The sequence below is a fragment of the Pannonibacter carbonis genome (assembly GCF_003012935.1).
Taxonomy (GTDB): domain Bacteria; phylum Pseudomonadota; class Alphaproteobacteria; order Rhizobiales; family Stappiaceae; genus Pannonibacter; species Pannonibacter carbonis.
Genome location: NZ_PUDR01000003.1, coordinates 116,965 through 143,187, shown reverse-complemented (window position 1 = coordinate 143,187; position 26,223 = coordinate 116,965). Strand labels below are relative to the sequence as shown.

General features: G+C 64.8%; 21 protein-coding genes. 13 read left to right on the top strand and 8 right to left on the bottom strand.

Features of this window, described 5'->3' with window-relative positions; genetic code table 11:
* Positions 1 to 4 precede the first annotated feature (4 nt).
* The 8 genes from C8348_RS04895 to C8348_RS04860 all read left to right on the top strand — a co-directional run bounded on the left by C8348_RS04895 (position 5) and on the right by C8348_RS04860 (position 12,186).
* A complete protein-coding gene (locus C8348_RS04895) occupies positions 5 to 3,133 on the top strand; it encodes an efflux RND transporter permease subunit (RefSeq protein ID WP_106752166.1) in 3,129 nt (1,042 codons plus the stop codon).
* A 90-nt stretch (positions 3,134 to 3,223) separates the two neighbouring features.
* Positions 3,224 to 3,982: a 16S rRNA (uracil(1498)-N(3))-methyltransferase gene (locus C8348_RS04890; RefSeq protein WP_106752165.1), complete on the top strand. Its 759-nt coding sequence runs from the start codon at positions 3,224 to 3,226 to the stop codon at positions 3,980 to 3,982.
* 147 nt (positions 3,983 to 4,129) lie between these two features.
* Positions 4,130 to 5,503, top strand: coding sequence for a glutamate--cysteine ligase (locus C8348_RS04885; RefSeq protein WP_106752164.1), 1,374 nt, complete (start codon positions 4,130 to 4,132; stop codon positions 5,501 to 5,503).
* Positions 5,504 to 5,576: 73 nt separating this feature from the next.
* On the top strand, positions 5,577 to 6,377 hold the full coding sequence (locus C8348_RS04880; RefSeq protein WP_106752163.1) for a DUF937 domain-containing protein: 801 nt from the start codon (positions 5,577 to 5,579) through the stop codon (positions 6,375 to 6,377).
* A 143-nt stretch (positions 6,378 to 6,520) separates the two neighbouring features.
* The gene (gene hisS / locus C8348_RS04875; protein WP_106752162.1) at positions 6,521 to 8,041 is read left to right on the top strand and encodes a histidine--tRNA ligase; all 1,521 of its coding nucleotides are present in this window, start codon (positions 6,521 to 6,523) and stop codon (positions 8,039 to 8,041) included.
* 16 nt (positions 8,042 to 8,057) lie between these two features.
* Positions 8,058 to 9,209 (top strand): ATP phosphoribosyltransferase regulatory subunit, encoded by a 1,152-nt coding sequence (locus C8348_RS04870; protein ID WP_106752161.1) that lies wholly within the window; start codon positions 8,058 to 8,060, stop codon positions 9,207 to 9,209.
* Complete coding sequence (hisG, locus tag C8348_RS04865; RefSeq protein ID WP_106752160.1) at positions 9,206 to 10,174, top strand: ATP phosphoribosyltransferase; 969 nt, start codon at positions 9,206 to 9,208, stop codon at positions 10,172 to 10,174. Before C8348_RS04870 ends, hisG begins: the two co-directional genes overlap by 4 nt.
* 323 nt (positions 10,175 to 10,497) lie before the next feature.
* Positions 10,498 to 12,186, top strand: a complete 1,689-nt coding sequence (locus C8348_RS04860) for a methyl-accepting chemotaxis protein (RefSeq protein WP_198646935.1) — start codon at positions 10,498 to 10,500, stop codon at positions 12,184 to 12,186.
* An 87-nt stretch (positions 12,187 to 12,273) separates the two neighbouring features.
* Here the strand turns inward: C8348_RS04860 and C8348_RS04855 are convergent, their stop codons facing one another.
* Positions 12,274 to 12,948, bottom strand: coding sequence for a DNA-3-methyladenine glycosylase I (locus C8348_RS04855; RefSeq protein ID WP_425270806.1), 675 nt, complete (start codon positions 12,946 to 12,948; stop codon positions 12,274 to 12,276).
* A gap of 91 nt (positions 12,949 to 13,039) precedes the next feature.
* Entirely contained in the window at positions 13,040 to 13,774 is a 735-nt protein-coding gene (locus C8348_RS04850; protein WP_106752158.1) for a protein phosphatase CheZ, read from the bottom strand.
* A gap of 239 nt (positions 13,775 to 14,013) precedes the next feature.
* Between C8348_RS04850 and C8348_RS04845 the strand changes: the two genes are divergently transcribed.
* Together C8348_RS04845 and C8348_RS04840 are read left to right on the top strand one after the other, a co-directional pair.
* A complete protein-coding gene (locus tag C8348_RS04845; protein WP_106752157.1) occupies positions 14,014 to 14,733 on the top strand; it encodes a DUF2927 domain-containing protein in 720 nt (239 codons plus the stop codon).
* 216 nt (positions 14,734 to 14,949) lie between these two features.
* Positions 14,950 to 15,654: a L,D-transpeptidase gene (locus C8348_RS04840; protein WP_106752156.1), complete on the top strand. Its 705-nt coding sequence runs from the start codon at positions 14,950 to 14,952 to the stop codon at positions 15,652 to 15,654.
* Here the strand turns inward: C8348_RS04840 and C8348_RS04835 are convergent.
* The gene (locus tag C8348_RS04835; protein ID WP_157950380.1) at positions 15,612 to 16,343 is read right to left on the bottom strand and encodes a hypothetical protein; all 732 of its coding nucleotides are present in this window, start codon (positions 16,341 to 16,343) and stop codon (positions 15,612 to 15,614) included. The two genes, C8348_RS04840 and C8348_RS04835, sit on opposite strands and share 43 nt — an antisense overlap.
* Before the next feature lie 105 nt (positions 16,344 to 16,448).
* On the opposite strand from C8348_RS04835, the gene clcA reads away from it, so the two are divergent.
* On the top strand, positions 16,449 to 17,828 hold the full coding sequence (gene clcA, locus C8348_RS04830) for a H(+)/Cl(-) exchange transporter ClcA (RefSeq protein ID WP_106752154.1): 1,380 nt from the start codon (positions 16,449 to 16,451) through the stop codon (positions 17,826 to 17,828).
* 24 nt (positions 17,829 to 17,852) lie between these two features.
* Here clcA and glcF read toward each other — a convergent pair whose 3' ends face one another.
* From glcF to C8348_RS04815, 3 genes are read right to left on the bottom strand one after another with little or no spacing between them, the layout of a single operon-like run.
* Positions 17,853 to 19,181, bottom strand: a complete 1,329-nt coding sequence (gene glcF, locus C8348_RS04825; RefSeq protein ID WP_106752153.1) for a glycolate oxidase subunit GlcF — start codon at positions 19,179 to 19,181, stop codon at positions 17,853 to 17,855.
* A gap of 48 nt (positions 19,182 to 19,229) precedes the next feature.
* A complete protein-coding gene (locus C8348_RS04820; protein WP_106752152.1) occupies positions 19,230 to 20,450 on the bottom strand; it encodes an FAD-binding protein in 1,221 nt (406 codons plus the stop codon).
* A gap of 14 nt (positions 20,451 to 20,464) precedes the next feature.
* Positions 20,465 to 21,961 (bottom strand): FAD-linked oxidase C-terminal domain-containing protein, encoded by a 1,497-nt coding sequence (locus C8348_RS04815; RefSeq protein WP_106752151.1) that lies wholly within the window; start codon positions 21,959 to 21,961, stop codon positions 20,465 to 20,467.
* 201 nt (positions 21,962 to 22,162) lie between these two features.
* On the opposite strand from C8348_RS04815, the gene C8348_RS04810 reads away from it, so the two are divergent.
* Both C8348_RS04810 and C8348_RS04805 read left to right on the top strand, forming a co-directional pair.
* Positions 22,163 to 23,113 (top strand): LysR family transcriptional regulator, encoded by a 951-nt coding sequence (locus C8348_RS04810; RefSeq protein WP_106752150.1) that lies wholly within the window; start codon positions 22,163 to 22,165, stop codon positions 23,111 to 23,113.
* 149 nt (positions 23,114 to 23,262) lie between these two features.
* Positions 23,263 to 23,655 (top strand): c-type cytochrome, encoded by a 393-nt coding sequence (locus C8348_RS04805; RefSeq protein WP_208983591.1) that lies wholly within the window; start codon positions 23,263 to 23,265, stop codon positions 23,653 to 23,655.
* A 104-nt stretch (positions 23,656 to 23,759) separates the two neighbouring features.
* Here C8348_RS04805 and C8348_RS04800 read toward each other — a convergent pair whose 3' ends face one another.
* Positions 23,760 to 24,527, bottom strand: a complete 768-nt coding sequence (locus C8348_RS04800) for an SDR family NAD(P)-dependent oxidoreductase (protein ID WP_106752148.1) — start codon at positions 24,525 to 24,527, stop codon at positions 23,760 to 23,762.
* Positions 24,528 to 24,720: 193 nt separating this feature from the next.
* A complete protein-coding gene (locus C8348_RS04795) occupies positions 24,721 to 26,091 on the bottom strand; it encodes an adenylate/guanylate cyclase domain-containing protein (RefSeq protein WP_106752147.1) in 1,371 nt (456 codons plus the stop codon).
* Between the last annotated feature and the right edge of the window lie 132 nt (positions 26,092 to 26,223).

Below are 26,223 nucleotides of genomic sequence, written 5' to 3'. Positions count from 1 at the left end.
GACCATGAATTTCTCTGAAATCTTCATCCGCCGGCCCGTGCTGTCGACGGTGGTGAGCCTGCTGATCCTCCTGATGGGGGCGCAGGGCATCATCAACATGTCCATCCGCCAGTACCCGAAGATCGAGGAAACCGTCATCACGGTGAACACGATCTTCGTCGGGGCCAGCTCGGATCTCGTCCAGGGCTTCATCACCACGCCGATTGCAAAGGCCGTAGCCTCGTCCGAGGGCGTCGACTACGTCTCCTCCGAGAGCACGCTCGGTCTTTCGACGGTGTCGGTGCATATGCAGCTGAACACGGATCCGGACAAGGCCCTCACCGAGGTCATCTCCAAGGTGCAGCAGGTGCGCGGGCAGTTGCCCACGGAGGCCGAGGACCCGGTGATCCAGAAGGGCACCGGCCAGTCCTTCGCCATCATGTACCTGTCGGTCCTGTCTGACGTCATGTCGCCGCAGGAGATCACCGAGTTCACCTCCCGCGTGATCCAGCCGCAGCTGACCATCGTCAACGGCGTCGCCGATGCCCAGATCCTTGGCGAGCAGACCTTTGCCATGCGCATCTGGATCGACCCGATCCGGCTCGCCTCGCGCAATGTGACGGCAGCCGAGGTTCTGGCCGCGATCCAGCAGGCCAACTTCCTGTCGGCGCCGGGCAAGACCGAGAACGAATTCTTCGCCTACCAGATCGAAACCCGGACGACCTTGCAGTCGCCGGAAGCCTTTGCCGATCTGCCGGTGCGCTCGGACGGCATCGATGTCGTGCGACTGCGGGACGTGGCGCGCACTGAACTGGGCTCGAAGAGCACCGACACCCGCGTGTCCTTCAATGGCCAGGGCGGCATTTTCCTCGGCATCATGCCGACGCCTTCTGCCAACCCGCTCGACACCGCCCAGGGCGTGCGCGAGGCCTTGCCGAAACTGCAGGAAAACCTGCCGCAGGGCATGACGCTCAATGTCGTCTACGATTCGACCGAATTCATCAGTGCCTCCATCGAAGAGGTGTTCAAGACCATTGGCGAAGCCGTGGTGATCGTGATCCTCGTGATCCTGCTGTTCCTCGGCTCGTTCCGGGCGGTGCTGATCCCGATCGTGACCATTCCGCTGTCGCTGGTGGGCGTGTGCTTTTTCCTCTGGGGGCTCGACTATTCGCTCAACACCTTGACCCTGCTGGCCATGGTGCTGGCAATCGGCCTGGTCGTGGATGATGCCATCGTGGTGGTGGAGAACATCCACCGCCATCTGGAAGAGGGACTGAAACCGCTGCAGGCGGCGATCGTCGGCATGAAGGAAATCTTCGGGCCTGTGGTCGCCATGACCATCACGCTCGGTGCGGTCTATGCCCCGATCGGCTTTGCCTCGGGCCTGACCGGAGCACTGTTCCGGGAATTCGCCTTTACGCTTGCCGGTGCAGTGTTCATCTCCGGCTTTGTCGCGGTGACCCTGTCGCCGATGATGTCGGCCAGGCTGCTGTCCTCCGATCAGTCGAGGTTCCAGAAGTTCGTCGACAAGGTCTTTACCGGTCTTGCCAACTGGTACGGCCGCCGGCTGCTTTCCTCCCTGCGCTTCAAGCCGGCCATGTTGGTTCTCGTCCTGGGCCTGATGGGCACCACGGGCTACATGTTCACCAAGACCTCGTCGGAACTGGCACCTGAAGAAGACCAGGGCGCCCTGTTTGCGGTGGTCAACGCCCCGCAATATGCAACCTCGGACTACACCCAGCTCTATACCGACCAGTTCTATTCGCTCACTGACGACGTCCCGGGCGTCGAGGCGCGGTTCCAGATCGTTGGTACGGGCGCTACCAACTCGGCCTTTGCCATCTGGGTGCTGAAGCCCTGGGGCGACCGCGAGATCAGCCAGAAGGACGTGCAGCAGCAGGTCCAGGCCGGTCTGCGCAAGTCAGCCGGCGTCGAGGCCTTCGTCTTCTCGCCGCCGTCACTGCCGGGCTCCGGTGGTGGCCTGCCGATCCAGTTCGTGCTGCAGTCGACCGGCTCGGCCGAACAGGTCTATGAGGTCGCCGAGCGCATCCGCCAGAAGGCCATGGCCTCCGGCCAGTTCATCGTCGTGCAGAACTCGATGTCCTTCGAGAAGCCGCGCGCGACGATCCTGATCGACCGCAACCGGGCGGCTGCGCTGGGTGTTCCGATCTCCGCCATCGGCCAGACGCTGAATATTCTCGTCGGCAATGGCTCGGTGTCGAAGTTCGACCGCGACGGGCGTGCCTATGACATCATTCCGCAGGTCGACAAGGACTTCCGCATGAACCCGGAACTCCTCGGAGAGCTCTATGTCCGGGCCCAGGGCGGCGCTATGGTGCCCCTGTCATCGGTGGTGACCATCGAAACTGATGCCACCGCTGTCTCTGTCGAGCAGTTCAACCAGCTCTATTCCGCCACGCTTTCGGCCCTGCCGATGCCCTCGGTCACGACGGGCGACGGCCTCGCCACCCTGCAGCGGATCGCGGGCGAGGAAATGCCGGAAGGCTTCTTCGAGGACTATGCCGGCCAGTCGCGCCTCGAGGTCAAGGAAGGCAACACCATCCTGGTCGCCTTCGGCCTTGCGGTGGTCGTGATCTACCTCGTCCTGGCAGCGCAGTTCGAAAGCTTCCGCGATCCCTTCGTGATCATGATGTCCGTCCCGCTGTCGATCTTTGGCGCCATCGTTCCCCTGTTCCTGGGGGCCGGTACGCTGAACATCTACACCCAGGTCGGCATGATCACGCTGGTGGGGCTGATCACCAAGCACGGCATTCTCATGGTGGAGTTTGCCAATGCGCAGCGCGAGCTGCATGGCATGACCAAGCTGGAGGCCATCGTCGAGGCAGCGCGCGAGCGCCTGCGTCCGATCCTGATGACCACCGGCGCCATGGTGCTGGGCGTTGTACCGCTGGTGATTGCCGATGGCGCGGGCGCTGCCGCCCGTTACTCCATCGGCCTCGTCATCTGCGCAGGCATGTCGGTTGGCACGCTGTTCACCCTGTTCGTCGTGCCGATGTTCTACATGTATATCGGCCATGGTGACCGCGCGCATGACCCGGACGAGGATGCTGCCGCGCCCGCCGGTCATGCACCAACTGCCCATGCCCCTGCTCCCCATGCAACAGCGACTGCAACGGACCCGGCGAAGGCCTGATCCATCCGCCGCCCGTTCCCGAACGGGCGGCGGCTTCCTTCCCTGGCACGCCCCGCCTCGCCTCCCTTCCAACGACCCCTGCGACCTGCCATGCCCCGTTATGAATTCCGCATGCAGCGTCTCTTCGTGGACGCGCCCCTTGCAGGCGACAGCGCTGTCGAGGCCAGCAAGGACCAGAGCAATTACCTTCTCAACGTGCTGCGGCTCGGCGCGGGCGATGAGGTGTTGCTTTTCAACGGACGCGACGGGGAATGGCGGGCGAAGATCGAGACGCCGACGCGCAAGACCTGTGCACTCGTTCCCGCCGAACAGACCCGGCCACAACCGGCGGCGAGCGACTTCGACTATCTCTTTGCCCCGCTGAAACACGCCCGCCTCGACTACATGGTCCAGAAGGCCGTGGAGATGGGGGCCTCGCGTCTGTCGCCGGTCCTCACGCGCCACACCCAGGCGACGCGGGTGAACACCGAGCGAATGAGCGCCAACGTCATCGAGGCTGCCGAACAATGCGGCATCCTGCAGCTGGCCGAGGTGCGCGAGCCGCGGCCGCTTGCCGACGTCATCGGCAGCTGGGACAAGGACAATGCGTCCCGCCAGCTGATCTTCTGCGACGAGGGCGAGGCAAGCCAGAATCCGCTCGGCCCGCTTGAGGCGTTGAAGGCAGATGGCGCCCGTCCGCTGGCGCTGCTGATCGGGCCGGAAGGCGGTTTCTCGGAGGACGAGCGCGCCTTGCTGCGCCGCCAGTCCTTCGTCACGCCCATCCCGCTCGGACCGCGCGTCTTGCGCGCCGATACGGCTGCCGTTGCCGCCTTTGCCGTGGTGCAGGCGGTGCTTGGCGACTGGAAATGACCCATCGGCCGCAGGACGCGGCCAACCGGGCACGCGCCCGCAACATGCCGTCCGCGAAACTTATCGCGCATTTGTGAAACTACGTGTTTGTTCAAGGGCCGGGGCACCGCTATTGTGCCGCCCCAACCCGCTGCCGGAGACGCCCCCATGGCTCGCGACACCATCGATTCGACGCCGATCACCAGTGTCAGGGAACTGGCTGACCATCTTGCCTCGGGCTCCAAGCCCAAGGACCAGTTCCGCCTGGGCACCGAGCATGAGAAATTCGCCTTCTACAAGGCCGACCTGTCGCCGGTTCCCTATGCTGGCCCGCGCGGCATCGAGGCCCTGCTGAAAGGCATGGAAGGCCTCCTCGGCTGGGAGCGCATCTCCGACAAGGGGCACATCATCGGCCTTGCCGACCCGGTCGCGGGCGGCGCCATTTCCATCGAACCGGGCGGGCAGTTCGAGCTGTCCGGCGCGCCGCTCGACAACCTGCACCAGACCTGCCGCGAGACCAACGCGCATCTGGCGCAGGTCAACGAGATTGCCGAGCCCCTGGGCATCGGCTTCCTTGGCCTCGGCTTCACCCCGACCTGGAGCCGGTCGGATGTCCCGGTCATGCCGAAGTCGCGCTATGCCATCATGTCGGGCTACATGCCGAAAGTGGGCTCGCTCGGCCTCGACATGATGTACCGGACCTCGACGATCCAGGTGAACCTCGACTTCGCCGATGAGGCGGACATGGTCAAGAAGATGCGCGTCAGTCTGGCGCTGCAGCCGGTCGCCACCGCCATCTTCGCCAACTCGCCCTTCACCGAAGGCAAGCCGAACGGCTTCAAGTCCTTCCGCGCCGAGATCTGGAAGGACACGGACAACCAGCGCTCCGGCCCGATCCCCTTTGCCTTCCACGAGGACTTCGGCTTCGAGGCCTATGTGAACTGGGCCATCGACGTGCCGATGTATTTCGTCAAGCGCGGCGACACGTACTTCGAGGCAACCACCACCACCTTCCGCCAGTTCATGAACGGTGCGCTGAAGGACAAGCTGCCCGACGGCCTGCCGACCATCGGCGACTGGAACAACCACCTGTCGACGCTGTTCCCGGATGTGCGGCTGAAAAAGTATCTGGAGATGCGCGGTGCCGACGGCGGCCCCTGGCGCCGGATCTGCGCCCTGCCCGCCCTGTGGGTCGGCCTGCTCTATGACGAGGGCATCCTGGAAGACGCTTGGCAGATGGTGAAAGGCTGGACCGAGGCCGAGCGCCTTGCCCTGCGCAACGACGTGCCGATCCACGGGCTGCAGACCCCGTTCCGTAGCGGGACCGTGCTGGATCTCGCCCGCGAGATGCTGGCCCTGTCGCGCGAAGGCCTCAAGCGCCGGGCCCGCCTCAATGATGGCGGCCAGGACGAGCGGGTGCATCTTGCCTCGCTGGAAGAAGCCCTCGCCCTTGGCCAGTCCCCGGCCGACCAGATGCTGGAGCGCTATCATGGAGCTTGGGGCGGCGATGTCCGCCGCGCTTATCAGGACTATGCGTATTGATCAGAGAGGACATTTGACCGCACGGGCGCGAAGGCTGATCATGTGGAACAATGCGATTCCGGTGTGAGGCAGCATGAGCGACCCGAGCGGACTGTTTTCCTCCTTTGACCCGGCAGGTGTTGTCGCAACCATGCGGCAGCAGTTTGGTCTTGCCGACGCGGATGTCACCCGCGCCATGGGTGCCCTGCTGCCGGCCGCCTTCACCGGCCTGCGCCACACCACCGCAGCGCCGGATGGCCTTCAGGGCTTCCTCGGCCTGCTGAAGGGACAGGCTGGGCAGATGCCGATGCCAATGTCGGTGCAAAGCCCAACGCAAGCCGATCCGTTCTCCTTTGGCACAGCGCCAGCGCCGACCAACTGGTTCTTTGGTCCAGCTCCGGTGCAGCAGGCGATCGCCGATCAGATCGCCCGCCTCACCGGCGTGCAGCAGGACGCGATCACGGCCCTGATGCCGGTCGCAGCGACCCTTGCCATGGGACAGGTTGCCCGCCCCTATCTGCATGGACAGGCCCGCGACCTGTTCGATGCCTTCATGGCCGGCTATGCCCGTGGCCGGCCCAAGCCCGTGCCGACCCCCGCCGCGATGATGGCAGGCTATGCCGATGCGGTGCAGTCCTTCTGGACCAGCTTCCTCGGCCTTGGCGACAAGGCGTCTCCCGCAGCCCCCTCCGCCAGCGCTCCCTCGTCGCCTCAGGCCGTCCAGCGGCCGGCGCAACGATCTGCCGCTGCGCCCGCGCCTGAGCCGGAAACCCCGGCTGCACCACCAGCCGGCTCCATCCTTGATGACTGGTTCGCCGCCGGCCGTGCCTTCCACAGCAACCAGCTGAAAGCCATCGAGACGGTGTTCGACACGCTCGAGCGTGACAACGGCTGAGCACCAGCGGCGGCCTCCCACAGGCTGACGCGACAGCACCCGGCCTTGCCCGCCCCCCTTGTTTCGTCTAGGAAACACCTGCCTGTTGTCGCCGGTCGGGGACAGCGGAGGCATTGATCTTTCCTCAAAGTACCGTGATCCCCATGTCCAATCCGAAGTCCCAGAAACTCAAGGCGCGGCTTCCGCGCGGCTTTGTCGACCGGTCGGCTGAGGAGATCCGTGCCAGCGAGCATATGCTCGCGAAGATCAAGGGCGTCTACGAGCTCTACGGCTTCGAGCCGATCGAGACGCCGGCCTTCGAATACACCGACTGCCTCGGCAAGTTTCTGCCCGACACCGACCGCCCGAATGCCGGCGTGTTCTCGGTGCAGGACGACGACGAACAGTGGATGAGCCTGCGCTATGACCTGACCGCGCCGCTGGCGCGCCACGTCGCCGAGCACATCAACGAGATCCAGCTGCCCTTCCGCAGCTACCGCGCCGGCTGGGTATTCCGCAACGAGAAGCCCGGTCCCGGCCGTTTCCGCCAGTTCATGCAGTTCGATGCCGACAGCGTCGGCGCGCCCGGCGCTGCCGCAGATGCCGAGATGTGCATGATGTTCGCCGACACGCTCGACGCGCTTGGCCTCAAGGGCAAGTACGTTATTCGCGTGAATAATCGCAAACTGCTTGACGGTGTGATGGAGATCATTGGCCTAGGCGGTAATGAAAACGCCGAACGCCGTCTGACCGTCCTGCGCGCCATGGACAAGTATGACAAATTCGGAATCGAAGGTGTCGAGCTGCTTCTCGGAGCGGGCAGGAAGGACGACAGCGGTGATTTCACTGCAGGTGCCGGACTTGACGCCCCGCGTATCGCGCGTGTTGTCGAGCTACTAAAAGCCACGCGAGACAGTGCAAAAGAGACCCTCGATTGCATCAAGGCAATCTGCGGTGATAATGAGACTGCAAATCAAGGCTTTGATGAACTCGACACAATCGCGAGTTTGATTATCGCAGCTGGCTATACTGACCGCGTTTTCATATCGCCAGCCGTTGTCCGCGGTCTCGAATATTACACCGGTCCGGTCTACGAGGCCGAGCTGACCTTCCCGGTCACCAACGAGAAGGGCGAGGTCGTCCAGTTCGGCTCCGTTGGTGGCGGTGGCCGTTATGACGGTCTCGTCAAGCGCTTCACCGGCCGCGACGTTCCGGCAACCGGCTTCTCCATCGGCGTCTCGCGCCTGATGAGCGCGCTGAAGAACCTCGGCAAGCTCGATGTGGCCGAGGTGCTGGAACCGGTGCTGGTCACCGTCATGGACGGCGATGTGGGTGCCCTCGCGAAGTATCAGGCCATGACGCAGCAGCTGCGCGCGGCCGGTATCCGCGCCGAGATGTACCAGGGCAACTGGAAGAAGTTCGGCAACCAGCTGAAATATGCCGACAAGCGCGGCTGCCCGCTGGCCATCATCCAGGGCTCAGACGAGCGCGCCAACGGCGAGATCCAGATCAAGGACCTCATCGAGGGCAAGCGTCTTTCAGGTGAAATAACCGACAATGTAACATGGCGCGAAAGCCGCCCGGCGCAGGAGACCGTGCGCGAGACCGACCTGGTCGAGACCGTGCGCAAGATGCTGGCCGCGCAGGCCGAGGACCGCTCGCGCGGCAAGCTGGCCAACGCCTGAAGGGGACGACCCGGACATGTCGAGACCTGATCTTTCGCCCGCCGCGCTCGCAAGCAAGGCCCTTGCCCGGCTGGAAGCTGCCGGGCACACCCGCATCGATCCGCCGATCCTGCAGCCTGCGGACGTGTTCCTGGACCTGACCGGCGAGGACATCCGCCGCCGCCTGTTCCTGACCAGCGGCGCCGACGGGCGCGAGCTGTGCCTGCGGCCGGATTTCACCATCCCGGTCTGCCGCCAGCACCTCGAAAGCGAGCCGGCCTACCGGCGCGATGATTACTGCTATGCCGGCCCCGTGTTCCGCCAGCGGCCGGGCGAGCTGGGCGAGATCCCGCAGGCGGGCGCCGAAAGCCTCGGCCGCGCCGACCGGGAAGACGCCGATGCCGCCATGCTGGCGCTCGCCCTTTCCGTGCTGACCGATCTCGGCCTTGAGCATCCCGTGGTGCGGATCGGCGACGAGACCCTGTTTTCCGCCGTTCTGGCCGGGCTCGATCTGCCGGTCGTCTGGCAGCGCCGCCTGCGCGATCTCTTCGGCGAAGGCGAACGCCTGACCGCCGCCATCACCCGGATGAGCGGCGCAGGTGCCCCGTCCGACCAGCGCCGCGACGCCCGCCTGGGCTTCCTCGCCGCGCTGGAGGGTGCCAATCCCGATGCCGCGCAGGAGGTCGTCGCCGATCTCCTGTCCATTGCCGGCATTTCCGCCGTGGGCGGCCGCACCGCCAGCGAGATCGCCGAACGCTTCCTGGAACAGGCCGCGCTTGCCAGCGGCGCAGGCACCCACAAGGCGGCTGCCAGCATCCTCAGCGAGTACCTTGCGATCACGGGCCGTCCGGACGAGAGCGCGGACGCGCTCGAAGCCTTCGCAGCCCGCCACGGCCTTGATCTCGCCGCCCCGCTCGCGGCCTTCCGCGCCCGCACGGCAGCCATGGCAAGCCATGGGCTCGACCTTGTCCAGATCCGCTTCGCCGCCGATTTCGGCCGCCGGCTCGACTATTACACGGGTTTCGTGTTCGAGGTCAGCGCCCCCGGCGCTGCGAACGCGGGCACCCTTCTGGGCGGCGGCCGCTACGACCGGCTGCTGCGTCTCCTCGGCGCAAATGACGAGGTTCCCGCCGTCGGTTTCTCGCTCTGGCTTGACCGTCTCACCGCTGTGCTGGAGGCCCGCGCATGACCCGGCTCATCATCGGCATTCCCTCCAAGGGCCGCCTGCAGGAAAACACCTCCGAGTTCTTCGCCGGTGCCGGCCTAAAGATCGTCCAGCCCGGCGGTGACCGCAATTATCGCGGCGCCATCAAGGGGCTCGACAACGTCGAGATCGCCTTCCTGTCCGCCTCCGAAATCGCCCGGGAGCTGGCCGCCGGCAGCATCCATTTCGGCATCACCGGTCTGGACTTGGTGCATGAGAGCATCGCGACGCCGGACAAGCTCGTCCATGTCGTCACCCCGCTCGGCTTCGGCCCCGCCGATGTGGTCGTCGCCGTGCCGAAGGCCTGGATCGACGTGGAGACCATGGCCGATCTTGGCGATGTCGCCTCCGACTTCCGCAACCGCCATGGCCGGCGCATGCGCGTTGCCACGAAATACGTCACCCTCACCCGCGCCTTCTTCGCCCGTCACGGCATTGCCGATTACTGGATCGTCGAAAGCGCCGGGGCAACCGAGGGCGCGCCGGCGGCCGGCTCTGCCGAGCTGATCGTCGACATCACGACCACCGGTTCGACACTCGAAGCCAATGCGCTGAAGATCCTCGCCGATGGCGTGATCCTGAAAAGCCAGGCGCATCTCGTTGCCTCGCTGGAGGCCGACTGGAGCGGCGAGGCGCTGTCCGCCGCCCGCACCATCCTCGACCGTGTCGCGGCCGAGGAAACCGCACGGGGCAGCCGGCTGGTCCGCGCCCATGTCCCCGACACCCGCGGCGCGGTGAAAGACATCCTGCCGATGGGCGCCGAGCTGATCTATGGCCTTGCCGCCGAAAGCGGCGTGCTCAGCCTGCTCTGCCCGCGCGATCTCGCCCCCGATTGCGCCCAGATGCTGATCGCCCATGGGGCCACTGCGGTCAGCGTCGAGAAGCCCGACTACATCTTCCGCGCCACCAACCGCCTGTTCGACCCGCTTGCGGAAAAGGTGAACGGCTGAGACAATCTGCCTGCCGGTAAACGCCGCCGTGTCGCTGTGACACGGTGGCGTTTTTGTTTCGTGCCTGCCTCCCGCAGCGCGGCAGGTGCAGTGCGGAAATCGCCAATTCCGTTTTGGATCACAGGCTTCTTCAGTATTTTGGACGATATGGTTAGCGGGATTTAGCTTCCCAAACGGAATGCCTTTATACTCAAGTTAACTCTGTTAATAATTCTATAACTTTTTAACATTCGGTCAATTTTGACCGTCGATCATCTCCGTAGATCAAGAATTTTTTCTTGATCACCCTCCGTAACTAAGCTCTGGAGGCACGGACAATGTTCATGCGCAATATCTCGGTCTCCGGCAAAGTCATGTCGGTCGTCTTTCTCTTGAGCATCATCTCGCTCATCAACTCCGGTATTGGCTACTTCTCGCTTGACCATTTGAATACAGCAGCGGGAGCAATCAACCGGACGGCCTCTGACGTCAAACTCGGCGCCCAGATGAACCAGAACATTCTGACCCTCAGCCGCGCCGAATACCGGCTTGCGGCCGATCCCGGTCAAGCTGCCGCCATTCGCCGCGATATCGAGGCGACCCAGGCCTCCTTCCGCGAACGCATTGCCGCCGCCGTTGCAAACGCCGAAGGCGAGCAGCGCGGGATGCTGATCGAAATCCAGGAGCTGTTCGACGAATACACGCCGCGCATGGCCCGTGCGCTTGATGTGGCGGAGCGCAGTTCGAACACAACGTTGACCGCGGATCAGCAGGCAATCCTGACCGAAGTCGCAACCTCACGCGAACTCGCCGACAAGATCGCGACAGCGCTGCTGCGTTATGTCGATTTCTCTGAAGCCACTGGCAATCGCCGCTCCGAAGAAGCGGGCGACATGGCCAGCAGTTCCGGCTTCTTGTTGATCGCCGTCGCTGTCATTGGCATTGGAGCCGGTCTGGTTGCAGGTTTCTTTGTCTCACGTCGCTTCATCGTTCGCCCCTTGACCGTCATGGTCGAGGGCCTGCAGCGCCTTGCCAAGGGTGAGTTCGAATTCAAGGTCGACTATGCCGACCAGACCGATGAAGTCGGGTCCATTGCCAAGGCCATGGAAGTGTTCAAGATCAACGCCTCCGAACGTCAGACCATGATGCAGGAACAGGTCGCCGAAGCTTCCCGCAAGGCCGAACAGGCCGAACAGATCCGCCAGCTGACATTCCGCTTCCAGGAGGACGTCGATCAGGCTCTGACCGTGTTGAACTCCTCAGCAACCGAGCTGGAGGCGACCGCCCAGTCCATGGCTAGCACGGCCGAGGAAACAGCGTCACAGAGCGGCACGATCGCATCTGCCGCCACACAGGCCTCGGCCAATGTGCAGATGGTCGCAGGCGCCACGGAAGAGATGTCCTCGTCCATCCGGGAAGTCAGCGCCCAGATCGTCAAGACCTCGCAACTGGCTGCGACGGCGAAGGAGCACGTGACATCGGCAACGTCCCGCGTCTCGTCGCTGCAGACCGGCGCCGAAGCCATCGGCGAGATCATCGACCTCATCCGCAGCATCGCCGAACAGACCAATCTGCTGGCGCTGAATGCCACCATCGAGGCCGCTCGCGCCGGTGAGGCCGGCAAGGGCTTCGCCGTGGTTGCCAACGAGGTCAAATCGCTCGCCAACCAGACTGCAAAGGCAACCGAAGAGATCACCGGTCAGATCGGCAAGATGCAGTCCGATGTTCAGAACACGGTGCCCGTGATCGAACTGATCGCCAACATCATCGCCGACCTGAATGACATTTCCTCTGGCGTTGCGGCAGCTGCCGAGGAGCAGAACACGACAACCGATGAAATCAGCCGCAACATCACCGAAGCAGCGCAAGGGACGACCGAAGTCTCCCGCAACATCGCCAGCCTCAATGAGGCAGCAGAGACAAACAGCGCCGCCACCACACAAGTGCTGTCGACCGCCCGCGCGCTCGCCGATCGCAGCGGCCGCCTCAGCACGCAGGTGACGAAGTTCATTACCGAGATCCAAGCAGCCTGACGATCCCCTAGGTCAGACTGCCAAGCATCCGCACGGATGCACTCCACCAACTGTCCGCGCCGTTTGCAAAAAGGGCGCGGACTTTTTTTATCCGCGTTTCGGACGGATGAACTCTGCCCGGACCGCCTCGATTTCGGCCCGGACGCAGCAACCCTCAAGGTGGTCATTGACCAGCCCCATCGCCTGTATGAAGGCATAGACCGTCGTCGGGCCGACAAAGGTCCAGCCGCGCTTCTTCAGATCCTTCGAGATGGCAAGGCTCGCCGGGGATGTCGCCATCCGGCTCAGCGTCGCGTGGTCGCACACCGCGGGCCGGTCCGCCGGGCCAGGTTCATGCGCCCAGAAATAAGCCGCCAGCGTGCCGAATTCGGCACGCAGTTCCTGTGCACGCCGGGCGTTGTTGACGGTCGAGACGATCTTGCCCCGGTGCCGCACGATGCCCGCGTCAGTCACACAGCGCTCGATGTCAGCCTCGGTAAAAGCGGCCACCTTGTCGATGTCGAACCCGGCAAAGGCCGCACGGAAATTCTCGCGCTTGCGCAGGATGGTCAGCCAGGACAGGCCGGACTGAAAGCCCTCGAGACAGATCTTCTCGAACAGCCGCGTGTCATCCGTCACCGGACGGCCCCACTCCCGGTCATGGTAATGAGCATAGTCGTCGAGCCCCTGCTGCCACCAGCAGCGAACCTCTCCGTCAGCGCCGCGCATCAGGCCGGAGGGCAGCGTTTCGTCCATCGGCGCGTTCATGACCACCTCATTCATGTTCTTTCTTTGTTCTTAACATCAGGCAGGCAACCGAACAACAAAAAAGGCCGGACAGGCCGGCCTTTCCGAAATCTGCGGGTTGAACCACTCAAGCGAACAGGGCGTCGATGTCGTCCTGGCTGACGGTATCCGTGTCGGTGTGCAGCGACGGGCCATTGAGCAGCGCGGCATCGCCTTCGGAGTTGCCTTCGCGCATCTTGAACTCGATTTCCTTGAAGGCTTCGATGCCGCCCCAGATGTTCATCATGTCGATGATGCGATCCTCGACAAAGCGTAGGGCACCGACCACCTTGGAGATGCGCTGGCCGGTGAGATCCTGGAAGTTGCAGGCCTCGAAGATCTGGATGACCTGTTCCTGGATGTCATTGGCCAAGTCGCGGTCCTGGCCGCTCAGCCGCGCGGACAGGGTATTGGCCGTCTCGTCAATGAACTCGGAAGCCGACAGGATGGCTTCGGTCGCCCCTTCCGTACCGATGACGATCGCATCCAGCTCGTTGGTGACGCGGGTCATTTCCGGTCCCTCGGAACCGGTGGTGTGATGCAGCGCCGCGATCTCCTTCTTGGTCATAAGGATCGCTTCGTACATGGCGTCCAGTTCCTTCTTGAGCTTGGCCGCCTCGCCAAGCTCACGCCGGAACTCCTGCATGACGTGCTCGCTCATTTCCTTGGGGTCTGGCGCCCCCTTCATGAGCGCGCGCAAAGAGGCCATTTCGGCCATCAGTTCGCGGTGCCGCTGCTCGTCGGTTCGTTCGGGTTGGTTCGCAACGCCCGCCGCATCGCGAAACAGGCTTTCCGCCCGGAAAACACGTTTGACCGCAGCCATGCCAACTCCCGTTCTTAACCGTCACCGCTCGCGCAGAATTTCCGTGCTCATCTATCGCTTTATATCTCTCGATGTTTAAGGAAATGTTCCTCGAGGTGAGGTTCAGCAGCACCTGACTTGCCGGAAACGTGATGAAGAAGATTTGGTTTCCAAGTCGTTAGCGCATTCGGTACATTCACCCTCACCGGTCCTGAGGATGGACAGCCGTTTCTTAACAAGAGGGTCTGACGTCCCGCGCCATGCCGCTGCTTCCTACCGCCATCATGCTGTTCATGGTCGGCCTGCTTGCGGCGCTTCCCGCCCGCGCGGGACCGGAGAGCTTTACTGCCGAAGAACTGATCGAAGGCTTCAACAACACCGTGTTCGGTCTGGAATACCGAGCCTGGAGCTGGCAGCCCTATCTCGTCAAGAAATACGTGACGCCGGTCCGCTTCCGCATTCACAGCCTGTCCCGGCGCAACCGCACTGCCGCCATAGAATCATTTCTGGCCGAGCTGCCACGCAAGATTCCGGCTCTGGACGCCCGCCTGGCGGCTCCAGGTGAAGAAGCCAATTTCAATATCTTCGTTGTCGATCGCGCCGGCTATCTTGCGACCGTCAGGGGAGAAATCTACGCCGACGAGACCGCAGAGGCGCCGGGGCGCTGCCTGGTGCGGGTGGAATCGGGCCGTAAGGGCATCACCGGGTCCTCGGCGGTCATCGTCTCCGACGAGGGCGAGTTTCTGTTTCGGCGCTGCCTGGTCGAGGAGGTCCTGCAAGGTCTGGGTCCGATGAATGACGATCCGCGTCTGACGCACTCGGTGTTCAACGATACATCCCGGCACAGCCGCTTTACGGCCTTCGACCAGATCCTGCTCAACATGCTCTATGATCCGCGTGTACGGCCCGGCATGACCCGGAGCGAGTTGGAGCCCCTCCTCCCGGTCATCGCACGTGATGCCAGACGGCGTGTGCAGTGATCGGATTTCAGCGCGTGGCGCCGACAGGATCTGCTAACCAAGTCCAGACACCTTGCAGTAACCTTTACATGAGTTAACCAGACTTATTGCTCGCTGATTCACCATTCTCCTTCACCAACATCCTTAAAGTTTGAGCGAAATCGTCAAGCATTGCCCTAACGGCAAATGCCCTGACGCGTGAGCTTAGGTGTGACTTTGCGTTGAGGAGTAACGGTGATGAAACTCTATATGAGCCTGGCGCTGGTGGCCCTGATCGGCCTGCCCGTGCCGCAGGTCCTGGCGGAAGGCAGCCGGGGCATCAACCCTCCCCCTCTCGTCCTCAGCCCGAACCTGGCCGAGCCCTGGCTGCTGCAGTTGCGCCCCGAGGGCCAGCCGCGCCCCGCGCCCATGGTGGTGGGTGAGCCCGTTGCCCAGCCCCCCGTCCGGCTCGCCAGTGCCGGCAGTCCGCAGGCCGCCGCTGCCGTCCGTCGCCAGGTCGCGCCGCAGTTCCTTCCCGCCGTGGTCGACTACACCGGCCCGCACAAGCCGGGCACCATCATCATCGACACCAACGCCCGCTATCTCTATCTGGTAGAGCAAAACGGCGTCGCGCGCCGCTACGGCGTCGGCGTCGGCAAGCCGGGCTTCGAATGGGCCGGCGCCCACAAGGTGACGCGCAAGGCCGAGTGGCCCGACTGGCGTCCGCCGGCCGAAATGCGCAAGCGTCGCCCGGACCTTCCGACCTTCATGGCAGGTGGTCCGAACAATCCGCTGGGTGCGCGCGCCCTGTATCTCGGCTCGACGCTCTATCGCATCCACGGCTCCAACGAACCCTGGTCGATCGGTCACGCCGTGTCCTCCGGCTGCATCCGCATGCGCAACGAGGACGTGACCGACCTTTACGAGCGCGTCGGCGTCGGCACCAAGGTCATCGTGATGTGATCACCACCGGGATGTGATCCGTCCGGCTGGCGGCCCTCCGCCAGCCGTTCCAGCAGCAGGTCGCGCCATTGCTGCTTGTCCCCGGTCCACTCGCTGTCATCGGGGGCAAGGACGTGAACATGGTCGGACAGGTCGTCCGCATGCCGTCCGTCCAGGGTGACCAGAATGAACTCGCAAGGCCGCTTCAGGAAGTGCTCGACCGCATGGCGCAGACGCCCGACGGCGCTGGCCTCGAAATGCAGGTCGGTGAGCCCGGTCTCCTCCTGCACCATGGTCAGGTTGTTCTGGCTGTTGGAGAGCACGAACACGAGCCGGTCGAACCGGGAGAGCCGCTGCAGCTTGCCCCGCATGTGGCCGAAGCGGGACAGTTCCTCGGCCATGCGCCCGGCGATGTCCACTGTCCCGGCCTCGTCGCGGAAGTGATGCAGGAAATGGATGTCATAGGGATGCCAGACGGGATGATGCGGCCCCATGCGGATGTCACCGGGGCCAAACAGCGGAAAGCCGTCCTCGAACAGCCTGGCCACGCCCGGCACCGGGGCAATCAGCCCATCGAAGAAATGCCGCGCCGGCTGGATGTCCTCGCCAAGCTGATGGCCGATCTCCTCCGCATGGGTGCGGATCTGCCGCGAGCTCTGGCAGGAAATTCCAAGGCTGACGATTGCCGTGCTGTGGCCTTCGGCCGACATCTTGCGCGTTCCTTCTGCCTGCGTTGCCCAGACCATACAGTCCGGACAACCGGCCGCGCAACGCCCGCCGCAGCGCCCCTTAACGCCAGCCGAGGTTGCTGAAGCATGACCGAGACGCCCACCGAGAAGCCCAACCCGGCGCCCTTTGCTTCTCAGCTTCAGGCCGTTCCTGCGGGCTATCTGCTGCTGGCGCTGGCCGGCGGTCTTCTGGTCGGGCTTTTGGGCACCGGGTTTCACCTCGCCGTGCAGGCACTGGCCGCGGCCTATGCCGATCTGCGTGCGCTGGCGCCCTCGACCGTCACCGCCGTTCTGCTGGCGATGGCGGCCACGGCAGCCCTTGCGGTGGCAGCGCGCGCGCTGGTTCTGCGCTTTTCCCCCGAGGCCGCCGGCAGCGGCATCCAGGAGATCGAAGGCGTGCTGGAGGGCGAACGAGAGCTCCGGCCCCTGCGGGTGCTTCTGGTCAAATTTTCCGGCGGCGTGCTGGCGCTCGGCTCCGGCATGGTGCTAGGCCGCGAGGGACCGACGATCCACATGGGCGCCGCCCTGATGCAGCTTGTCTCCGGGGTCGGCCGTCTTGGCCAGGAGGAAAAACGCGGCTTGCTCGCCGCCGGCGCCGCGGCTGGCCTTGCCGCCGCCTTTCTCGCACCACTGGCCGCGATCCTCTTCGTCATCGAGGAAACCCGGCGCCAGGTCCCCTATCGCGCCCACACCTACATGGCCGTGATCCTCGCCAGCATTGGCAGCGCCGCCATTGCCGAGGCGCTGCTCGGCCAGACCGTCAGCCTGCCCCTAGCCAGCCCGGGCCTGTCGCCGCTGCTGCTGCCCGTCTTCGCCCTGCTCGGCGGCGCGGTGGGGCTGCTGGGGCTCAGCTTCAACCGGGCCGTGGTGCTGGCGCTTGATGCGCCGTTGCGCCTGCCGCAGCGCGTCTGGTGGCTGCCGGCGCTCGTCGTTGGTGCGGCGATGGGGGCGATGCTGCAGCTGTTTCCCGAGGGCAGCGGCGGCGGCGAGGCGGTCGTCCAGCTGCTCGCCCATGAGGCCGCGCCGCTCGGTTTCCTGCTGGCGTTGATGGCGCTGCGCTTCACCGCCGCGATCCTGTGTTACGGCACCGGTGTTCCGGGCGGCATCTTCGCGCCGATGCTGTCCATCGCGGTGGCGGCCGGTCTTGCCTTCGGCACGGCAGCCGAGGTCCTGCTCCCGGACGTCGAGGGCCTAGCCCGCGCGACCGCGATTGCCGCCATGGCCGGACTGTTTGCCGCCTCGGTCCGCGCGCCGCTGGTCGGCGTGGTGCTTGTCCTTGAACTGACCGGCGCCTATGGCCTCGTACTGCCGGTTCTCGTCACCGCCGCCTGCGCCAGCCTTACCGCCGCCGCGCTCGGCGGCCGGCCGATCTACGAAACCCTCCTGGAACGCACCCTGCGCCTCGCCGGCAAGCCCGTCCCGCCCCAACCTGACCGCACCCCTGTGCAGCTGGGGACGACGGATTGACCGGCGAGATCCGCTGCCAGCTCGTCAGTGCACCGGCTGGCGCTGCAGCCGCTCGAAGCCTTCCGGTTCCGGGCCGCCGTAAGCCCAGTCGAGCAGTTCGGCCGTGTGGATGACGGGAATGCCGGTGCCCTTGCCGATCTGCGTCATGCAGCCGATGTTGCCGGCGGCGATCAGGTCCGGTTTCGTCTTCTCGATGTTGGCGACCTTGCGGTCCCTCAGGCGCGACGCGATCTCGGGCTGCAGGATGTTGTAGGTGCCGGCCGATCCGCAGCACAGATGGCCTTCCGGCACATCCTTCACCGTGAAGCCGGCGGCCTTGAGCAGCTCCTTCGGCTGGCGCGTGATCTTCTGGCCGTGCTGCATCGAGCAGGCCGAATGATAGGCAACGGTCATGTTGCCGGGCCGCACGGGCGCGCCGAGATCCAGCGTTGCCAGGAACTCGGTGATGTCCCTGGCAAGGCCCGACACCCGGGCCGCCTTGTCGGCCCATGCGGCGTCATGCTTCAGCATGTAACCGTAATCCTTGATCGTGGTGCCGCAGCCCGAGGCGGTGATCAGGATCGCCTCCAGCCCGCCGGCCTCCAGCTCGCGCGTCCAGGCTTCGACATTCTGCCTGGCGTTCGCAAGGGCGGCCTCCTCGCGGCCCATGTGATGCACCAGCGCGCCGCAGCAAGTCTCGCCCTTGGGCAGCACAACTTCATAGCCTGCCCGCGTCAAAAGGCGGATCGTCGCGTCGTTGATCGACGGGGCCAGCACAGGCTGGGCGCAACCGGTGAGCAGCGCCACCCGGCCGCGTTTCGGGGCTGACGGCGCAAAGGCCGCCGGTCCCTCGAACTGCGCCCGGCCGGGTGCGCGTGCCGGCGCCAGATCCAGCATCGCGCCCAGCTTGGCGAAGGGCCCGCCGAAGCTTTTCATCAGCCCGGCAAAGGGCCGTGCCGCAAAGGCGCCGACCAGCGCCAGCCGGAAGCGCCCCGGATGGGGCAGCACGGCCGCCAGCAGCGACCGGATCAGCCGGTCGGTCAGCGGCCGGCGGTAGGTCTTCTCGATATGCGCGCGGGCATGGTCGACGAGATGCATGTAGTGGACGCCGGACGGGCACGTGGTCATGCAGGACAGGCACGACAGGCAGCGGTCGATGTGCTTCACCACCTTCTCGTCCGCCGGCCGGTTGTTCTCCAGCATGTCCTTGATGAGGTAGATGCGCCCACGCGGGCTGTCGAGCTCGTCGCCCAGCAGCGCGAAGGTCGGGCAGGTCGCCGTGCAGAAGCCGCAATGGACGCATTTGCGCAGGATCTTCTCCGCATCGGCCACATGCGGATCGGCAAGCTGTTCGGGCGTGAAATTCGTCTGCATCGGTCAACCTTGCGGTGAGGGCTCGGGGTCGGGCGGAAGGCGGCGCGCTCAGGCGTCGGCGACCATGCGGCCCGGATTGAGAATGCCTTTCGGGTCGAACTGCGCCTTCAGCCGGCGGCTCAGCGCGGCCAGCGGGGCAGGCTGCGGCTGGAACACCGGCACGGCGGCCCGGGTCGCCGCGCTCGCCCGGATCAGGGTCGCGTGCCCGCCGCCGTGATCGGCGATGGCCGCGCGCAACGGCACGTCATGCACCTCGCCGTCCAGCATCTGCAGCCACAGGAGACCACCGCTCCAGTCGTAGAAGCCTTCCACCGGCATGATGCTGCGCAAGCGCTGCATCAGCTCGGCGCCGGAGGCCGGCGGCAAGGAAACGCGCCACACCGGATTGCGGCTGCCGGCAAAGGGGATGACGTCGCGCACGGCCTGCCAGAGCGCCTTCGAGGCGGCATCGCCGATCCGCTCGGCCGGGCCGAACTCGGCCAGCCGCCGCGCCAGATTGGCAAAGCGGTACTCGACCGACGGGCCGAAGCCTTCAAGGCGCAGCAGCGTCACCGGCCCGGGGCGGTCCTCGCCCGCAACACCGAGCCGCTGGCAGATGCCTTCCGGCAGATGCGCGGCCGCCGAGACTTCCGCAGAAGAGCCCATGGCAGCGCACATGGCGGCAACGGCGGCCGCATCGGAGAGCCCGTTCAGCGCCAGGCTCGCCGAGGTCTCGGCGCGCGGGTTCACCTTCAGCGTGATCAGCGTCGAGACGGCCAGCGTGCCATAGGCCCCGGTCAGCGCGCGCGGCAGGTCATAGCCGGTGACGTTCTTCACCACACGGCCGCCGGAGCGGAAGATCTCGCCGCGGCCCGAAACTGCATCGAGCCCGAGGATATGGTCACGCGCGGCGCCCGCCTTGATGCGGCGCGGCCCGGCGAGATTGGCACCGATCAGCCCGCCCAGCGTGCCCTTGCCGGCTGCTTCGCCGAGGAGCGGCCCGAAATCCATCGGCTCGAAGGAAAGCTCCTGCCCGGCCCCGGCCACCAGCGCCTCGATCTCGGCCATCGGCGTGCCGGCCTTGGCCGTCAGCACCAGTTCGGCCGGCTCGTAGACCTCGACACCGGACAGGCGCGACAGGTCCAGCACATGGGCGGTCTGCACCGGCCGGCCCAGCGCGCGTTTGGAGCCCTGGCCGAGGATCTCGACAGGCAACTCCTCGGCGGCGGCATAGGCCAGGAAGTCGCGCGTTTCTTCGGCGGTGGTGGGCGTGAGGGCGGAATGGGTCATCGCGTCGGGTCCGATCAGAAGCGCGGGATGTCGGGGAAGGCGAGTTGGCCCTTATGGACATGCATCATCCCGAGGTCGGCGCAGCGGTGCAGCACCGGGAAGACCTTGCCCGGATTGAGCAGATGCTTGTCGTCAAAGGCACATTTCACCCGCTGCTGCTGCTTCAGGTCGTCCTCGGAGAACATTTCCGGCATCAGGTCGCGCTTCTCGATGCCCACGCCATGCTCGCCGGTCAGCACCCCGCCGACGGCCACGCAGAGCCGCAGGATGTCGGCGCCGAAGGCTTCCGCCGCCTCCAGTTCGCCGGGCTTGTTGGCGTCATAGAGGATCAGCGGATGCAGGTTGCCATCGCCGGCGTGGAACACGTTGGCGCAGCGCAGGCCGTGCTTGACGGAGAGCTCGCGCATACCGGCCAACACGCGCGGCAGCTCGCGGCGCGGAATGGTCCCGTCCATGCAGAGATAGTCCGGCGAGATGCGCCCCACCGCCGGGAAGGCCGACTTGCGCCCGGCCCAGAACACCAGCCGCTCTTCCTCGCTGGTCGAGACGCGCAGATAGCCGGCGCGGTTGGCGCGGGCGATCTCCTCGACGCGGGCCAGCAGAAAGTCCACCTCCGCTTCCGGCCCGTCCAGCTCAACGATCAGCAGCGCCTCGGCATCACGCGGATAGCCGGCGTTGACGTAATCCTCGGCGGCCTGGATTGCCGGGCCGTCCATCATCTCCATGCCGCCGGGAATGATGCCGGCGGCGATGATGTCGGCAACACAGCGCCCGCCATCCTCCGAAGTCGGGAAGCCGACCAGCGCAGCCCGCGCGGTCTCCGGCTTCTGCAGGATGCGCACGGTCACTTCCGTCACGACGCCGAGCAGGCCTTCAGAGCCGGTCATCAGCGCCAGGAGATCATAGCCCTCCGCCTCCATGTGCTTGCCGCCGAGGCGGATCACCTCGCCGGTGATCAGCACCATTTCCAGACCCAGCACGTTGTTGGTGGTCAGGCCGTATTTCAGGCAATGCACGCCGCCGGAGTTCTCCGCGATGTTGCCGCCGATCGAACAGGCGATCTGCGACGACGGGTCCGGCGCGTAATAGAAGCCCTCATGCTCCACCGCGCGGGTGATGCCGAGATTGGTGACGCCGGGCTGGGCGATCACGGCGCGGTTGGGGAAGTCGATGTCGAGGATGCGGTTGAACTTCATCATCGACATCAGCACGCCATCGGCCAGCGGCAGCGCGCCGCCGGACAGCGAGGTGCCCGCACCGCGTGGCACCACCTTGACGTCGTTCTCATAGCAATAACGCAGGATCCGGGAGACCTGGTCCACCGTCTCCGGCAGCACCACGACCAGCGGCATCTGCCGGTAGGCGGTCAGCGCATCGGTCTCGTAGGGGCGCATTTCGGTCAGGGCGTCGATGACCCCCTCCCCCGGCACGATGGCCTTCAGCGCGGCCACGATGCTGTCCCGGCGCTCCAGCACGTGCCGGTCCGGCGCCGGCATGGCGATCCCGACCATCTCCCTCTCCCTTTTCCCTCACGCACATAACGTGATCCGAGTTTGTCCGTTAAAGCGTAAATACACACAAGGTCAGTTTCATTGCGGAGCGTACGCCTGCGACGCAGCGTCATTGACCTCCCGGACCCTGACAGTCTGTCAAACTTCAGGGCACGGGGAAACACCGGGTCTGGTCCTAGAACTCTTTCCAGTTGGTCACAAATGAGCAATCTCACGGACATGGAAATCTTCGCCCGCGTTGTGTCGGCCGGCAGCATGTCGGCGGCCGGGCGCGAAATGGCCCTGTCTCCGGCCGTCGTTTCCAAGCGGATCCGCCGCCTTGAGGATCGTCTGGGAACGCGCCTGCTCCAACGCACGACCCGCCAGATCGCCCTGACCGAATCCGGACAAGGCTTCTACGACCGTGTCATCGCCATTCTGGCCAGCGTCGAGGAGGCCGAAACCTTCGTCACGCGCGGCTCGGCACAAGCCCGGGGCACGCTCAAGGTCAGCGCGCCAACATCCTTCGGCCGTCTGCACATCGCCCCGCATCTGGCAACTTTCCTCGAAACAAATCCGGACCTGTCGCTCAACCTGGATCTCTCGGACGATTTCGTGGACATCGTCGGAGATGGCTATGATCTCGCCATCCGGATCGCCGAACTGTCGGACTCGAGCCTCGTCGCCCGGCGGCTGGCCCCGATCCACCGTGTCCTTTGCGCAGCTCCCGCCTATCTGGATCGCTACGGCGAACCTCAATCCATCGAGGACCTCACGGATAACCACATCCGCATCGCCGCAGCCGTGCAGGACCCGTGGCGACTTGTCGGGCCGCGCGGTGCCGAGATCGTCAGGGCCAGCGCGCCCTTGCGCACCAACTCGTCCGAAGTCGTGCGCGAGGCGCTGATTGCCGGCGTCGGCATCGCCTTGCGTTCCACCTGGGACATAGGCCCGGAACTGCGAGACGGCCGCCTGCGCATCGTCCTGCCTGCCTATCGCGCCTCCAAGGATGTCGGCCTGCATGCGGTGTACCCCAGCCGCCGCTTCCTGCCTGCCAAGGTCCGCGTCTTCATCGATTTCCTGGCGCATCTCTACGGCCCTTCGCCCTATTGGGACACGGGGCTTGAAGCCTGGCTTGGCGAAGCCGGCACCGCGATGGCGGCATCCCGTTAACCGTTAAGCGTGCGGCATAGTGCCCGAGTTGCTGCAATCCTGCGGCATGGTGCCACGCGCATCTTGCCGCAGACCGCCGTTCGCGTCATCTTCCCCCCCACTCAAGCGGGCGTCCTCCGGACGCATCAGCAGGAGGGAGAGAGAACATGATGAAACTGAGCATTGCAGCAGGCGCAGCCCTGCTGGCCCTCACCACGGTTGCCTTGGCTGAAGGCGATGTCGCCAAGGGCGAAAAAGTCTTCAAGAAATGCGCCGCCTGCCATGACGTTGGCGCGGGCGCCAAAAACAAGGTTGGACCGGAGATGAACGGCATTGTCGGCCGGGCGGTCGCTTCTGTCGAAGGCTTCAAATATTCCCCCGCCATGACCGAGTTCGGCGCCGGCAAGGTCTGGGACGAGGCCACCCTGTCCGGCTATCTCGCCGATCCCAAGAACTTTGTTCCGAAGAACAAGATGGCTTTCGTCGGCCTGAAGAAGGAAGACGAACTAAAGGACGTCATCGCTTATCTCGCGCAGTATAACGCTGACGGCTCGATGAAATAATCCCCGAGGGTCGCGCTCTGCCGCAGACCGCGCATTCCCCAATTCAAGGCCCGTTGCCGTTCCTCTCGGCAGCGGGCCATGTTGTTTTTATGACAGCCAGAAAGTTACCGCGGCGCCATGCGGATGGCGCCGTCGAGGCGGATGGTTTCGCCGTTGAGCATGCCGTTCTCGACGATGGCAAGGACCAGTTGTGCGTATTCTGTCGCCTTGCCGAGACGCGAGGGGAAAGGCACCTGATCGCCCAATGACTTCTGCACGTCCTCAGGCAAGCCGAGCAGCATCGGTGTCTCGAAAATGCCGGGGGCGATGGTCATGACGCGGATGCCGGATTTCGACAGGTCGCGCGCAATCGGCAACGTCATGCCGGCAATGCCCGCCTTGGAGGCGGCATAGGCGACCTGGCCAATCTGGCCATCAAAGGCGGCAACCGAGGCGGTCGAGACGATGACGCCGCGCTCGCCGTCCGCTGTCACCGGGTCCAGCGCCGACATGGATGTGGCCGCATGGGCAATGCAGCGGAACGAGCCGACGAGATTGACCGCGATCACCTTCTCGAACAGGGCGAGCGAATGCGGCTCACCGCGCGAGGTGGTCTTGGCGGCAGGGGCAATGCCGGCGCAGTTGACCAGGATGCGTTCCGGGCCATGGGCGGCGCGTGCCTTGGCAAAGCCCGCGACAACACTGTCCTCGCTGGTCACGTCCACATCGACGAACAGTCCGCCGATTTCCGAAGCGACAGCCACGCCCTGCTCAGCATTGCGGTCGAACAAGGCCACCTTGACGCCGCTGGCTGCCAGCATGCGGGCGGTCGCCGCCCCGAGCCCCGAGGCACCACCGGTAACGACGGCCGAAATCTGCGCGGACAGTTGCATTGCGCTCTCCCTTGATCAAACTCTTCTTCAAGTCGATGATTTAATTTACTTTTCATCAGACTGATTGACGAAAACGTCATCTGGAGCGAACTTTGCGTCCAAAGTGCTGCCGGGTCAAGCACGGGACAGCTTGACGTGCCCCGACCAGTCCCAGCCAAAGGGGTGAGAGGCGCGGCGGCGCAACCAGGACAGTTCAGCCAAGAACCACCAGATCGACGGGCCTGTCGAGACCGGCAACGGAGGTCGCCGGACGCAGTGCCCCCTGCGCGCCGGCATAGCCCTGGGCGCAGGCGAGCTCGTAACTGGCAAGGTCCGTGAGAACACTGCAGCCTTCGGCCTTGTTGGCATTCTCCAGCTTGGCGGCACGGTTCACGGCATCGCCGATCACGGTGAACTCGAGCCGGTCTTGCCCCCCCACCAACCCGACGGCCACCTGACCGCAACAGAAGGCTGTGCCAACCTGAAAACTCCCCGGCCAGCCGAGGCTGGAAATGCGGACCGCATCGGCGTGGAGCCGCGCAACCACCTCAATGGCCGCCATCGTTGCATCGGCTGCGTAGGTTGAAGACGGGGACAAGGCCCCGAACGTTGCGAGGATGCCATCGCCGAGGAACTTGTCGACGCTGCCGCCATGGGCCTCAATCACATCGACGGCGGTCTTCTGGTAGCAGGCCAGAACCTGCATCACGGTTTGCGGCGGCAGGCTGGCGGCCTGACGGGTGAAGCCGCGCACGTCGACGTACAGGATCGCCGCATCGCGCAGGACGCCTTGCCCGGCAACAAGACTGGCATCGGACGAAGTGATCGATGTGGCAACCTCCGGCGCGAAAAAGCGCCGCAGGTCATTGGCCGCGCCCTGCTCGCGCATGCCGGTCACCAGCAGCCCCCGCCCCCGGTAAAGCGCGGCGGCCAGCAGGCCCGTCACGGTCAGGATGACCAGGATCTTGTCGAATTCTGCCCCGAGCAGCACAGAGTTGCCCGTCAGATACTCGACGTAGTTTCGGGTGATGCGCATCCGGCCATCGTCGCCAGTGATGGCATAGGCGACCATTCCCACCCATCCGGCAGCTGCAGCCAGGCCAGAGACGATGACAAAGCGGGGATCGAAGCGCAGCGCCCGCAGCCCGATGAAGATGAAGACATACATCAGGGTCGGGACCTTGAGATAAAAGGTCGCCGGCTGCGCGTACTGGATGTGGAACGAGAAGATCAGGCCGACCAGCAAGCCGATGTCGACTGCAATCGACACGAAGAGATACCACTGGGGCAGTTCGATCCGGTAGGACAGGAGCAGCCGGACCAGCGTGAACACGAAATAGGCGGCAAGGATCCCGGGAACGAAATTGGTGCCATCAGCGCCCTCGGCCCTCGGAGCGATGGCATAGAGCAGGGAAAACAGCAGCACGATCGAGAGCTGGACCCAGCTGATCAGCCGCTCTGCCTCGATTTCGCGGCGCCGCACTTCCTCGCGCACCCGGGCGGGAAGCGCTGCCAGCGACTGATGGCCGAACAGGCCAAACGGCAGCTTGCCTGCGTGACCGCGTCTGTCCGGTTGTCCTGCCATTGTCCAGTCTCCAACGAAGATCGAACGCGGTTTGGCAGCAAGCCGGGCGCGGCGTCCGGGGCATATGCGGACACGATCATGACGTAACGTTGCCGCAAGCAGATGGGTCACCGCAACGGATGTCTTGCCGGG